The sequence below is a fragment of the Streptococcus plurextorum DSM 22810 genome (assembly GCF_000423745.1).
Classification (GTDB): Bacteria; Bacillota; Bacilli; order Lactobacillales; family Streptococcaceae; genus Streptococcus; species Streptococcus plurextorum.
This window is the reverse complement of sequence record NZ_AUIO01000005.1, coordinates 74923-87580: the sequence shown is the minus strand read 5'-3', so window position 1 is coordinate 87580 and position 12658 is coordinate 74923. Positions and strand designations below refer to the sequence as shown.

General features: G+C 42.8%; 11 protein-coding genes and 1 pseudogene. All 12 read left to right on the top strand.

What is annotated here, in order from left to right:
- Window positions 1-147 precede the first annotated feature (147 nt).
- The 12 genes and pseudogenes from G575_RS0105395 to mnmM all read left to right on the top strand — a co-directional run bounded on the left by G575_RS0105395 (window position 148) and on the right by mnmM (window position 12658).
- On the top strand, window positions 148-2091 hold the full coding sequence (locus G575_RS0105395) for a sucrose-specific PTS transporter subunit IIBC (RefSeq protein ID WP_027971819.1): 1944 nt from the start codon (window positions 148-150) through the stop codon (window positions 2089-2091).
- Between the two features lie 93 nt (window positions 2092-2184).
- Window positions 2185-3066: a fructokinase ScrK gene (gene scrK, locus G575_RS0105390; RefSeq protein ID WP_027971818.1), complete on the top strand. Its 882-nt coding sequence runs from the start codon at window positions 2185-2187 to the stop codon at window positions 3064-3066.
- A gap of 108 nt (window positions 3067-3174) precedes the next feature.
- Window positions 3175-3660 (top strand): ribosome maturation factor RimP, encoded by a 486-nt coding sequence (rimP, locus tag G575_RS0105385; protein ID WP_037622729.1) that lies wholly within the window; start codon window positions 3175-3177, stop codon window positions 3658-3660.
- A 214-nt stretch (window positions 3661-3874) separates the two neighbouring features.
- Window positions 3875-5050: a transcription termination factor NusA gene (gene nusA, locus G575_RS0105380; RefSeq protein WP_027971816.1), complete on the top strand. Its 1176-nt coding sequence runs from the start codon at window positions 3875-3877 to the stop codon at window positions 5048-5050.
- Window positions 5051-5067: 17 nt separating this feature from the next.
- Window positions 5068-5361, top strand: coding sequence for an RNase P modulator RnpM (gene rnpM, locus G575_RS0105375; RefSeq protein WP_027971815.1), 294 nt, complete (start codon window positions 5068-5070; stop codon window positions 5359-5361).
- A gap of 205 nt (window positions 5362-5566) precedes the next feature.
- A complete protein-coding gene (locus tag G575_RS0105370) occupies window positions 5567-5869 on the top strand; it encodes a YlxQ-related RNA-binding protein (RefSeq protein ID WP_027971814.1) in 303 nt (100 codons plus the stop codon).
- 18 nt (window positions 5870-5887) lie between these two features.
- On the top strand, window positions 5888-8707 hold the full coding sequence (gene infB, locus G575_RS0105365) for a translation initiation factor IF-2 (protein WP_027971813.1): 2820 nt from the start codon (window positions 5888-5890) through the stop codon (window positions 8705-8707).
- Between the two features lie 228 nt (window positions 8708-8935).
- A complete protein-coding gene (gene rbfA, locus G575_RS0105360; RefSeq protein ID WP_027971812.1) occupies window positions 8936-9286 on the top strand; it encodes a 30S ribosome-binding factor RbfA in 351 nt (116 codons plus the stop codon).
- Window positions 9287-9364: 78 nt separating this feature from the next.
- Window positions 9365-10294 (top strand): annotated as a pseudogene (locus G575_RS11190) (competence protein CoiA); the annotation flags it as partial.
- A gap of 293 nt (window positions 10295-10587) precedes the next feature.
- A complete protein-coding gene (gene mnmL, locus G575_RS0105350) occupies window positions 10588-11511 on the top strand; it encodes a tRNA modification radical SAM protein MnmL/YtqA (protein ID WP_027971811.1) in 924 nt (307 codons plus the stop codon).
- Complete coding sequence (locus tag G575_RS11185; RefSeq protein ID WP_051176939.1) at window positions 11505-12101, top strand: DUF3592 domain-containing protein; 597 nt, start codon at window positions 11505-11507, stop codon at window positions 12099-12101. The genes mnmL and G575_RS11185 overlap by 7 nt, the downstream gene beginning before the upstream one ends.
- 8 nt (window positions 12102-12109) lie before the next feature.
- The gene (gene mnmM, locus G575_RS0105340; RefSeq protein ID WP_027971810.1) at window positions 12110-12658 is read left to right on the top strand and encodes a tRNA 5-(aminomethyl)-2-thiouridylate-methyltransferase MnmM; all 549 of its coding nucleotides are present in this window, start codon (window positions 12110-12112) and stop codon (window positions 12656-12658) included.

Here is a 12658-nt window from a genome sequence, read left to right as displayed (position 1 = left end):
TAAACGTTTTCCTTTTAAAAATCAATGAAAAAAGGCAGAAAAAATAAATTTCTGCAAAACGATTGACATATTCTGTTTGTCGTGATAAACTATGCATGTAACAGAAAGTCAATCGCTTTCACAAAAAAATTAAAGGAGTTTACTGTAATGGATTATAGTAAAGTAGCTGCCGAAGTCATTAAGGCAGTCGGTAAAGATAATCTTGTTGCTGCAGCACATTGTGCGACACGTCTTCGTTTGGTTTTGAAAGATGAATCAAAAGTGGATCAAAAAGCACTTGATGATAACGCAGATGTCAAAGGTACATTTAGCACAAATGGCCAATATCAAGTGATTATCGGACCTGGTGATGTAAACTTTGTATATGCAGAGCTCATCAAGGCTACAGGTTTAAAAGAAGTTTCAACAGATGATTTGAAACAGATTGTAGCGCAAGACAAGAAATTCAACCCATTGATGGATTTGATTAAGTTGTTGTCAGACATCTTTGTTCCAATCATTCCTGCTCTTGTTGCAGGTGGTTTATTGATGGCTCTTCGTAACTTCTTAACCTCACCAGACTTGTTTGGACCAAAATCAATTGAAGAAATGTACCCTGCAATTCAAGGTATTTCTGCAATGATTCAATTGATGTCAGCAGCGCCATTCATGTTCTTACCAGTCCTTGTAGGTATCTCTGCTGCAAAACGCTTTGGTGCAAACCAATTCCTCGGTGCAGCTATTGGTATGATCATGACAACGCCAGATTTGGGTGGTAAGGAAGCGTTTTGGGATATCTTTGGATTCCAAGTAGCTCAAACAAACTATGCCTACCAAGTTATACCAGTTCTTGTGGCTGTATGGCTTCTTGCAACGCTTGAAAAATTCTTCCATAAGAAATTACCATCAGCAGTTGACTTTACATTTACACCATTATTATCAGTGATGATTACAGGATTCTTGACTTTTACAGTTATCGGACCTGTAATGTTGACAGTATCTAATGGGATAACCAATGCCATTGTTTGGTTGTACGACACAACTGGTGCGTTGGGAATGAGTATCTTTGGTGGTACCTACTCATTGATTGTAATGACTGGTCTTCACCAATCCTTCCCAGCCATCGAGACACAACTCTTGTCAGCTTATAATAATAACGGTACAGGATATGGTGATTACATTTTTGTTGTTGCCTCAATGGCCAACGTAGCACAGGGTGCTGCAACTCTTGCTATCTATTTCTTGACAAAAAATGCGAAAACAAAAGGTTTGTCAGGTTCAGCAGCAGTTTCTGCCTTTCTTGGGATTACAGAACCAGCTCTCTTCGGGGTTAACTTGAAGTATCGTTTCCCATTCTTCTGTGCTCTTGCAGGTTCAGCAATCGGTGCTCTTTTTGCAGGTTTGACTCATGTTATCGCTGTCTCTCTTGGGGCTGCAGGATTCATTGGTTTCCTTTCAATCAAAGCGTCTTCAATTCCGATGTATGTAGTTGCTGAGTTGATTGCTTTTGCAGCAGCCTTCATCTTTACTTACACTTATGGTAAGACAAAAGCATCAGCAGTTTTTGCAGATGAGGCAGCGACTGCAGCAGCTGTTGCTGTGCAAGAACAAGTTGTAGTGACTTCAGAACAAGTTGGAGCAACTACAGAAATTTCTAATTCACAAGAAACCATTGTATCGCCACTTGAAGGTGACGTTGTTGCCCTTGAAAATGTTAACGACCCAGTCTTCTCGTCAGGTGCGATGGGTAAAGGTATTGCTGTCAAACCTAGCGGAGACACATTGTACTCACCAGTTGATGGTGTTATCCAAATCGCTTTTGAAACAGGTCATGCTTACGGCATTAAGTCTGATAAAGGTGCAGAAGTTCTTCTTCACATCGGTATTGACACTGTTTCTATGGATGGTAAAGGCTTTGATGCTAAGGTTAAAGCTGAGCAACGCGTCAAAGCAGGAGATGTTCTTGCGACATTTGACCGCGCAGCGATTGCTGAAGCAGGTCTTGACGACACAACGATGATTATCGTGACAAATACAGCTGACTTTGCAGAGGTTTCTCCAGTTGCTGAAGGAACTGTTACAGTAGGTACTTCACTTGTTGAAGTCAAATAAGGCTATAAAGTAAGGTGCTGGGTAATATCTCAGCCCTTTCTTTGTCATTTTTGGTATAATAAAAGAGAACAAGATAAATTAAAGAGGAATGTCATGACAAAATTATATGGAAGCCTTGAAGCAGGCGGGACAAAATTTGTTTGCGCTGTCGGTGATGAGCAGTTTCAAGTGGTTGAAAAAACGCAATTTCCAACCACAACCCCTTATGAAACGATTGAGCGTACAGTAGAGTTTTTCAAACGCTATGAGGATCGTTTGGCTGGTATTGCCATTGGTTCTTTTGGACCGATTGACATTGATCCCAATTCTAAAACTTATGGCTATGTGACCACGACTCCAAAAGAGCATTGGTCAAATGTTGATCTACTTGGTCTGATTAAAAAGGAGTTTAATATTCCTTTCTACTTTACAACGGATGTTAATTCATCAGCGTACGGAGAGACTTTGGTTCGTAAGGGTGTCAAAAGTTTGGTTTACTATACCATCGGTACGGGGATTGGTGCAGGGGCCATCCAAAACGGTGAATTTATCGGTGGCTTAGGCCATACAGAAGCGGGCCATACCTATGTCGCCCTACACCCTTATGATATCAAACATGAGTTTAACGGCATGTGTCCCTTCCACAATGGTTGTTTGGAAGGCTTGGCGGCAGGTCCGTCTCTTGAAGGTCGTACGGGCATTCGCGGGGAATTGATTGAGCTCAATTCAGATGTCTGGGATGTGCAGGCTTACTACATTGCCCAAGCGGCTGTTCAAGCGACGCTACTTTATCGTCCGCAGGTTATTGTATTTGGTGGTGGTGTTATGGCTCAAGAGCACATGCTCAACCGTGTGCGTGAGAAATTTGTCGGTCTCATGAATGACTACCTGCCAACGCCTGACGTGAAAGACTACATCGTAACACCTGCTGTTGCGGAAAATGGCTCAGCAACCCTTGGAAACTTTGCCTTGGCGAAACAAGTGGCTGAAGGATAGGTCGTTAGACAGAGCTTTTTCTTGCAATAGTTCGAAAAAGTTGCTATAATAGTTAAAAATATACGAGAAAGGGGCGAGTGAGTAACTTGCCCTTTGTCTATGTAAAAAATGGAGGTGATTATAATCGCAACTGTTGTAGAATTAGTCACGGAAGTTGTCAGTCCGGCTATTCCCGAACCTTTTGAGTTAGTTGATATTGAGTACGAAAAGATGGGCTCGGACTATGTTCTGTCAGTTTTGATCGATAAACCGGGAGGGATTACGGTTGAAGATACGGCAGACTTAACCGATATTATCAGCCCACTTCTGGATACCATTAAGCCAGATCCATTCCCAGCTCAGTATATGCTTGAAGTGTCTAGTCCAGGACTAGAACGCCCTTTGAAGACCAAAGAGGCATTGGCAGCAGCGGTAGGGCAATATATCAACGTGTCTCTTTATAAGGTTATTGATAAGGTCAAAGTTTTTCAAGGCGATTTAACAGCTTTTGACGGAGAAAACCTGACTCTTGATTATCTGGATAAAACACGTCAGAAAACGGTAGAAATTCCCTATAGCAGCGTAGCTAAGGCTAGACTTGCTGTAAAGTTATAATCGGGTTTGTCTCTAGTTTGTCATAGAGCTTAGCTCTGATTTACCTAATATTTAAAACGAAAATGAACACACCTGAGGTGTTGTTTAAAGAATAGAAAGGAACTGAATACGGGACTCATTTCCTAGGGAAAAAGAGAAGTTTCCTAGAAGCTGGGCAGACTCGTCTAATTTTCTATTGATGATGGAAATTGACTGTCCCTCTATATCTTATATTATGAGCAAAGAAATGCTAGCAGCCTTCCAGGTTTTGGAAGAAGAAAAACACATTAAAAAAGAAGACATTATTGATGCGGTAACAGAGTCACTCAAATCAGCTTATAAACGCCGCTATGGCCAATCAGAGAGCTGTGTCGTTGAATTTAACGAAAAAACAGGAGATTTCCAAGTTTTTACAGTTCGTGAAGTTGTTGATGAAGTCTTTGATTCACGCCTTGAAATCAGTCTCAAAGATGCCCTGCTGATTAGTTCTGCCTATGAGCTTGGGGATAAAATCCGCTTTGAAGAGTCTGTAAAGGAGTTTGGCCGAGTGGCAGCGCAGTCTGCTAAACAGACAATCATGGAAAAAATGCGCAAGCAGACGCGTGAAATCATGTATAACGAATACATGCAACATCAAGGCGAGATTATGACAGGTACCGTCGAACGGTTTGATCAGCGTTTCATTTATGTGAATCTCGGGAGTTTAGAAGCTCAGCTTTCTCATCAGGATCAAATTCCTGGTGAAACATGGAAATCTCATGACATGATTGATGTTTATGTCTACAAAGTCGAAAATAATCCTAAAGGGGTTAACGTTTTTGTTAGCCGTAGCCATCCTGAGTTTATCAAACGCATCATGGAACGTGAAATCCCAGAAGTTTTTGATGGCACCGTTGAAATCATGAGTGTCTCACGTGAAGCTGGAGATCGTACGAAAGTAGCTGTTCGTAGCCACAATCCAAACGTTGATGCTATCGGTACAATTGTCGGTCGTGGTGGAGCTAACATCAAAAAGGTTATCAGCAACTTCCACCCGATGCGTACAGATGCCAAGACAGGCTTGTCAGTCCCAGTTGAAGAAAATATTGATGTCATTGAGTGGCAAGAAGATCCAGCAGATTTTATCTACAACGCTATTGCGCCAGCTGAAGTTGACTATGTTATCTTTGATCCAGAAGATGCTAAACGTGCGACGGTTGTCGTGCCAGATAGTAAGTTATCGCTTGCTATTGGTCGTCGTGGACAGAACGTCCGCCTTGCGGCACACTTGACAGGCTATCGCATCGACATCAAGTCAGCTTCTGAATATGAGGAAATCTTGGCACAATGGGAAAACGAGGCTGGAGCTGTAGAAGCATCAGCTAATGATGCTGACCACAGTGAGTTTGAAGCAGTAGAAAACCAAGACTAATTAGGAGGACGACCGTTATGAAGACTCGCAAAATTCCCTTACGAAAATCGGTCGTCTCTGGCGAGATTATCGATAAGCGCGACTTGCTTCGGATTGTCAAAAACAAGGAAGGCCATGTTTTTATTGACCCGACAGGTAAGGCTAACGGGCGAGGGGCTTATATTAAGTTGGACAATGAAGAAGCAGCGCTAGCTAAGAAAAAATTGGTCTTCAATCGTTCTTTCTCGATGGATGTTCCAGAAGATTTTTATAATGATCTTATTGCCTACGTGGACCATAAGGTCAAACGTCGCGAGTTGGGATTGGAGTAGCAGTTCTTAGCGCTAAGCGACACCAAGTCGCATCAAAGATGCTGAAACCGTGCCTACAAGGTTTGAGTGTGGCATCAGAAAACCTGGAGAGAGCTAGGAAGAAAAAAGTCCTGCACCGCTTAGGCGTTTTCTAAGGCTATCGAGTGCAATCACGAGAGTGACCTCTTCACAGGTTCTAAGGTATCGCAAAGATTAAAATATGATCATGACTAATAAAGCAAAACTGTCAAATTTGCTGGGCCTTGCCCAACGTGCCGGTAAAGTTATTTCAGGCGAAGAACTTGTCATAAAAGCTATCCAAAATCAGGAAGCTCGACTCGTTTTTTTAGCCCGTGATGCTGCAGCAAATTTGACTAAAAAAGTAACCGACAAAAGCACGTATTACAAAATAGAAGTCTCCACAGTGTTTGATACACTGGAATTAAGCACGTCCCTCGGAAAACCTCGTAAGGTTGTCTGTGTGGTTGATGCTGGATTTACAAAGAAAATGAGGACTCTTATGGACTAAAGAATAGGAGGACAAGATTTGTCTAAGAAACGTTTAAATGAAATTGCCAAGGAAATTGGTAAAACCAGTAAGGAAGTTGTTGCTAAAGCTTTAGAGCTTGGGCTAGATGTTAAGACCCACGCGTCTAGTGTAGATGATGCAGGAGCTAAACGCATTATTGATGCCTTTGGAAATGGCGGAGCTGCTAAATCAGTATCAGCACCAAAAGCAGAAGCACCCAAGGCAGAACAATCAACTGCCCCTAAAGTAGAAAAAGCAGCTGATAAGGTGACGGAAACTCCACAGGTAGCTGAAGCTGTTAAAGCAGAATCAGCAGATAAAAATAAACCTGCTGCAAAACCAGCTCCTGTTCGCCCGCAAATCCGCAACTTCAAAGCAGAGCGTGAGGCTAAGGCTAAAGAACAAGCGGAACGTCGTCAAAAAAATAGCGGCCACAATCAAAACCGTAACGACCGTCGTGACCATAAACAGGATCATCAGCGCCATCAGCAAGGCGGAGCTCGTAAAGAGCAAGGGCATCAAAACCGTCAAGACAATCGACGCCCAGATCATCAAAATCGATTTGATAAGCGCGATCCTCGTCAGGATAATCGTCAGCAACAGACGGCGCCATCTGCACCACGCATTGATTTTAAAGCGCGAGCAGCAGCCTTGAAAGCTGAACAAAATGCCGAATACTCACGAGATAGCGAGCTTCGTTTCCGTGAGCAAGAAGAGGCCAAACGTAGAGAACAGGAGCGTCAAGCACAAGCTCGTCAAGCGAATCTAAAAGCGCAAGTTGAAGAAGTTCAACAGCAAGCGCCTGTGATTGAAACAAGACCTCCTAAAGTCGCACAAGAAGCATCGCAGCCAGTCCCTCAGGCTGTTGATACGCGTCGTAAAAAAGCTCGTCCAGAGAAATCACGTGATAATGATTATCGCAATGAGGATGGACCAAAGCAAACAAAAAATAATAAGTGGAATAGTCAAAACCAAGTGAGAAATCAACGTAATAGCAACTGGAATAATAAGAAAACTAAAAAAGGCAAGTCAACTACGGCACCTGCACCTGTCACAGAACGTAAGTTTCATGAATTGCCAAAAGAATTTGAATACACAGAAGGCATGACCGTTGCGGAAATCGCGAAGCGCATCAAACGTGAGCCGGCAGAAATTGTCAAAAAGCTCTTTATGATGGGAGTTATGGCGACACAAAACCAATCGCTTGATGGAGATACGATTGAACTTCTCATGGTGGATTACGGGATTGAGGCAAAGGCTAAGGTAGAGGTTGATAATGCTGATATCGAACGCTTCTTTGTTGAAGAAGGCTACTTGAACCCTGATCAGATGGTGGAACGTGCGCCAGTTGTTACGATTATGGGACACGTCGACCATGGTAAAACAACCCTTTTGGATACCCTTCGTAATTCTCGGGTGGCAACTGGTGAGGCTGGGGGCATTACTCAGCATATCGGTGCCTACCAAATCGAAGCAAATGGTAAGAAAATCACCTTCCTAGACACACCTGGACACGCGGCATTTACTTCCATGCGTGCTCGTGGTGCTTCTGTAACAGACATCACTATTCTTATCGTAGCAGCGGATGACGGTGTTATGCCGCAGACCATCGAAGCTATCAATCACTCTAAGGCTGCAAATGTACCAATCATTGTTGCTATCAACAAAATTGATAAGCCAGGTGCTAATCCTGAGCGCGTTATTGGTGAATTAGCAGAGCATGGCATCATGTCAACTTCTTGGGGCGGAGACTCTGAATTCGTTGAAATTTCAGCTAAATTTGGCCAAAATATCGAAGAACTCTTAGAGACCGTGCTTTTGGTTGCAGAGATTCAAGAGCTTAAGGCAGACCCAACCGTGCGTGCTATCGGTACTGTTATCGAAGCGCGTTTGGATAAAGGAAAAGGAGCTGTCGCAACCCTTCTTGTTCAGCAAGGAACGCTCAATGTTCAAGACCCTATCGTTGTTGGTAATACCTTTGGACGTGTGCGTGCCATGACCAATGACCTAGGCCGTCGTGTCAAAACAGCAGAACCTTCGATGCCAGTCTCAATCACGGGACTTAACGAAGCGCCTATGGCCGGAGATCATTTTGCTGTCTATGAAGATGAAAAAGCTGCGCGTGCTGCTGGTGAAGAGCGTGCTAAACGTGCCCTTCTCAAACAACGTCAAAACACACAACGTGTCAGCCTTGATAACCTCTTTGACACCCTTAAAGCTGGTGAAATGAAGACGGTTAATGTCATCATCAAAGCTGACGTACAAGGATCTGTTGAGGCTTTGGCAGCGTCACTGCTTAAAATCGAAGTTGAAGGTGTTAAAGTTAATGTGGTTCACTCAGCTGTTGGTGCTATCAGTGAGTCTGATGTGACTTTGGCAGAAGCTTCAAACGCGGTCGTTATCGGATTTAATGTCCGTCCTACCCCGCAAGCACGTGCACAAGCAGATGCGGACGATGTTGAAATCCGCCTACACAGCATCATCTACAAGGTTATTGAAGAAATTGAAGATGCAATGAAAGGGATGCTTGACCCAGAATTTGAAGAAAAAATCATTGGTGAAGCTCTTATTCGTGAAACCTTCAAAGTATCTAAAGTGGGTACTATCGGTGGATTCATGGTTATCTCTGGTAAGGTGACCCGTGATGCAAGTGTTCGTGTTATTCGTGACCGAGTGGTTGTTTTTGACGGGAAATTAGCAAGCCTTAAACACTTTAAGGATGATGTTAAAGAAGTCGGAAACGGTCGTGAGGGAGGTCTTATGATTGAAAATTATAATGATCTTCAGGTGGATGATACTATTGAAGCCTACATCATGGAAGAAATTAAGAGAAAATAGTCTTTAGCAAGTGTTTTGGTGAAAGGCTCCGGTCTATTTTGGGAAAAGAAGAGGAAGCTAGAAACAATCCTGGAATTTTCCTTTAACAGGCGTTAAAAGCTAGGTTGATAGCCTAGCTTTTGTTAACATATGAATGAGCCCTGAGACAGCAAGTTTGTAGCAGAAGGCTATCAGGGAGTCTGAGTTCTTCCCATCTTAGGACAGTCATTTTAAAGAAAGGAAAAGAATATGGCAAACCATCGTATTGACCGTGTTGGTATGGAAATCAAACGAGAAGTCAATGAGATTTTACGTCTCAAAGTGCGTGATCCGCGTGTTCAGGACGTCACTATCACAGATGTGCAAATGTTGGGTGATTTGTCTGTAGCAAAAGTTTATTACACCATTCACTCTACCCTGGCCTCTGATAATCAAAAGGCACAGATAGGTCTTGAAAAGGCTACGGGGACAATCAAACGTGAACTGGGAAAAAATCTAACCATGTACAAAATCCCAGATCTTGTCTTTGAAAAAGATAGCTCAATTGAGTATGGTAATAAAATTGATCAATTGCTTCGTGATTTAGAAAATCGCAACTAGTGAGTAGCAGCTTATTAAGAGTTAGGGGATTTCCCCTAGCTTTTTTCGTTTTCGCGAATAATAAGATAGGAGGAAGAGATGTTTGTTGCCAAAAATCATCAAGGAGAGCTCTGTAATTTACTGGATGGGATTCCTGAAAGACAGGCTTTCAAATGTCCAGCCTGTCAAGAACCAGTAATTTTGAGAAATGGTTCCATTATGCGCCCACATTTTGCTCATGTCAGTCTGAAAACATGTCACTTTTTTCATGAAAATGAATCAGAGGAGCATCTGGCATTGAAAGCTGAGTTATTTTCAAGTTTGTCTCAACGGCATATCGTGGAGATTGAAAAGTTTTTGCCTGGTTTGGGGCAGATTGCGGATCTTTGGGTAGGGGAAAAATTAGTGCTAGAAGTCCAGTGTTCGAGACTTTCTGAACAACGTTTACGTGAGCGGACAAAAGCCTATCAAAACGCAGGCTATCAGGTCAGGTGGTTGCTGGGTGAAAAATTATGGTTAGGGAAGCGTCTGACCAGTCTTCAAAAGCAGTTCTTGTACTTTAGTTCCAATATGGGCTTTCATTACTGGGAGCTTGACGTCAGGAAACGCCAGTTGCGGCTCAAATACCTGATTTACGAGGATTGGGAGGGAAAGCTATCCTATCTTGAAAAATCGTGCTCTTTTGACCAGGATATATTGACCTTTCTGCGCTTACCTTATGCTAGTCAAACCATGCCCTTCTTTCAGAAAACTCAAAATCAACAGCTACTGCAAATCATTCACAGTGGCCTGATATCAAGAAATCCTCGTTGGATGCTTTTGCAGGAGCAGGCTTATGTATCCGGGGGAAATTTGCTGTCGCGGTCACTTGATGACTTTTATCCACAGGTAAGACCACCAGAGTCTAAACAAGGCTTTTGCCAAATTCAAGAGGATTTATCCCATTTTCGCACAGCTTTTTTTCACTATTACAAGAGACAAGCGAATAAGAACATGCAGATGCTATACCCGCCTGTTTTCTATGAAAAAGCGCTTGATAAGTACCGAAAAAGTGCTACATATAAAAGAAAAAGGGGTTCTGTTATGAAATCATTTGAAGCGTTTAAGGAAACCTTGTCCGTAGAGAGTTTGAAAGCTATCTATGAGGAAAGTAAAGTAGAAATTGCTGCAGAAGAATTTGAGGGGACAGAAGCCTTTTCGGTAGCTTTGGCAACTCAGATGGCAGTTAATCTTTTAGACCATTACCATAACTGGCTAAAGGTGGAGAAATAATCGACAGACGGCGCCAAGATTCTTGGCGTTTTTTGTGTTACAATAAGGTTATGAAAAAACGTTATCGAACGGTAAATGACTATTACCGAGAATTATTTGGTGAGAAGATTTTTAAATTGCCCATTGATGCAGGTTTTGACTGTCCTAATCGTGATGGGACGGTTGCGCGTGGAGGCTGTACTTTTTGTACGGTTTCAGGGTCTGGTGATGCCATTGTAGCACCAGAAGCTCCTATCCGTGAGCAGTTTTATCATGAGATTGACTTTATGCATCGCAAGTGGCCAGATGTCAAAAAATACTTGGTTTATTTTCAAAATTTTACCAATACGCATGAAAGAGTTGAAGTCATTCGCGAGCGTTATGAGCAGGCCATCAATGAACCTGGTGTGGTTGGGATTAATATTGGAACAAGACCTGATTGTTTACCAGATGAGACGATTTTGTACCTAGCTGAGCTTTCAGACCGCATGCATGTGACTTTGGAATTGGGACTTCAGACCACTTATGAGGAGACCTCTCGCTTGATTAACCGTGCCCATAGCTATGAGCTGTATGTGGAAAAGGTGAAACGTGTTAAAGCATTAGCACCAAAGGTTGAGATTGTTTCTCATTTAATCAATGGTCTGCCAGGAGAAAGCCACGAGATGATGGTGGAAAATGTCCGTCGCTGTGTCACCGACAATGCCATAGATGGGATTAAGTTGCACCTGCTTCATCTCATGACCAACACGCGCATGCAGCGAGATTACCATGAAGGACGCCTCAAGCTTCTTAGTCAAGAGGAGTATGTCAACATCATCTGTGACCAATTGGAGATTATCCCAGAGCATATCGTCATCCACCGTATCACAGGTGATGCGCCGCGTGACATGCTGATTGGTCCCATGTGGAGCCTCAATAAATGGGAAGTGCTTAATGCTATTGATAAAGAAATGGAAAAAAGAGGAAGTTTTCAGGGGTGTCAGTTATGGTAGAAAATCAGCAAGATTTATTCTTCGTTCTAGCCGCAGTTTTGCTTCTGTTTTTGGTAAGTGGGGGATTTTTCTACTTGTATCTACGGGAGCGCAATCGTGCTTGTCAAGCCACAGCCAGTGTTATAGGAGAAGTGATTGGTCATGCGCGTGGTCGGGGATTAGTTCCTATAGTCCAATATCAAGTAGATGGTAAGGCTTATAAAAGGTTGCTAGAGTATCGAGCCGTGGTCACCGTTTCGACACCATTTAAATCTCCAAAAGCCCAGTCGCTATCTGATCCTTTAGCTGAGCGTATTGTGATTAATCGTAACTCTATCGCTTCTTATAACGGTTTTATGAAAGAGTGGTTTCCTATCGGGAGCCATTTGACGGTTTACTATAACCCGAATCGTCCCAAAGAGTCTTACGTGGAGCGTTATGTAGGGCTTGATTACTTCTGGAAGCGCATGGCTTTACTTATGTTTTGGATGGCCTTGAATTTGCTAGTGCTCATGGTCAATAGAGAGTTTGCTGCTTTACAATTGCTGATATGTATTCCATCGACACTAGGTATTGTTCTTTCCATCTATTGGAAGATGCTTAAAGGTTAGGAGAAGATATGATCAAACGTCCCATTCATCTCTCCCATGACTTTTTGGAAGAGGTTTTAGATAAAGAGAGTGTCGCTATTGATGCCACCATGGGTAATGGCAATGACACGGCTTTTCTAGCTGGATTGGCTAAGAAAGTTTATGCCTTTGATGTTCAGGAAAAGGCTATCGCAAAAACATCGGAACGCTTAGCGCAACTTGGTTTAACGAATGCCCAACTGATTTTGGATGGGCACCAAATGGTTGATCAGTACGTAGACCAACCAATTCGCGCCGCTATTTTCAATTTAGGTTATCTACCATCTGCGGATAAATCAGTCATCACACAACCACATACAACCTTGCTAGCTTTGGAAAAAATCTTAGCCATGCTTGAGGTAGGAGGACGTGTTTCGGTCATGATTTACTATGGTCACGAGGGAGGCGATAGGGAAAAAGATGCGGTGCTTGATTTTGTAGCACAGCTAGATCAAACTCTTTTTACCGCCATGCTCTATCAACCACTCAATCAAATCAACACCCCACCCTTTTTGGTCATGATCGAAAGGATAAGCTAG

Coding starts and splice junctions, on each gene's coding strand:
- G575_RS0105395 (WP_027971819.1), top strand. CDS start 148: ATGGATTATAGTAAAGTAGCTGCCGAAGTCATTAAGGCAGTCGGTAAA.
- nusA (WP_027971816.1), top strand. CDS start 3,875: ATGAGCAAAGAAATGCTAGCAGCCTTCCAGGTTTTGGAAGAAGAAAAA.
- mnmM (WP_027971810.1), top strand. CDS start 12,110: ATGATCAAACGTCCCATTCATCTCTCCCATGACTTTTTGGAAGAGGTT.
- G575_RS0105370 (WP_027971814.1), top strand. CDS start 5,567: ATGACTAATAAAGCAAAACTGTCAAATTTGCTGGGCCTTGCCCAACGT.
- G575_RS11185 (WP_051176939.1), top strand. CDS start 11,505: ATGGTAGAAAATCAGCAAGATTTATTCTTCGTTCTAGCCGCAGTTTTG.
- scrK (WP_027971818.1), top strand. CDS start 2,185: ATGACAAAATTATATGGAAGCCTTGAAGCAGGCGGGACAAAATTTGTT.
- rimP (WP_037622729.1), top strand. CDS start 3,175: ATGGAGGTGATTATAATCGCAACTGTTGTAGAATTAGTCACGGAAGTT.
- rbfA (WP_027971812.1), top strand. CDS start 8,936: ATGGCAAACCATCGTATTGACCGTGTTGGTATGGAAATCAAACGAGAA.
- mnmL (WP_027971811.1), top strand. CDS start 10,588: ATGAAAAAACGTTATCGAACGGTAAATGACTATTACCGAGAATTATTT.
- rnpM (WP_027971815.1), top strand. CDS start 5,068: ATGAAGACTCGCAAAATTCCCTTACGAAAATCGGTCGTCTCTGGCGAG.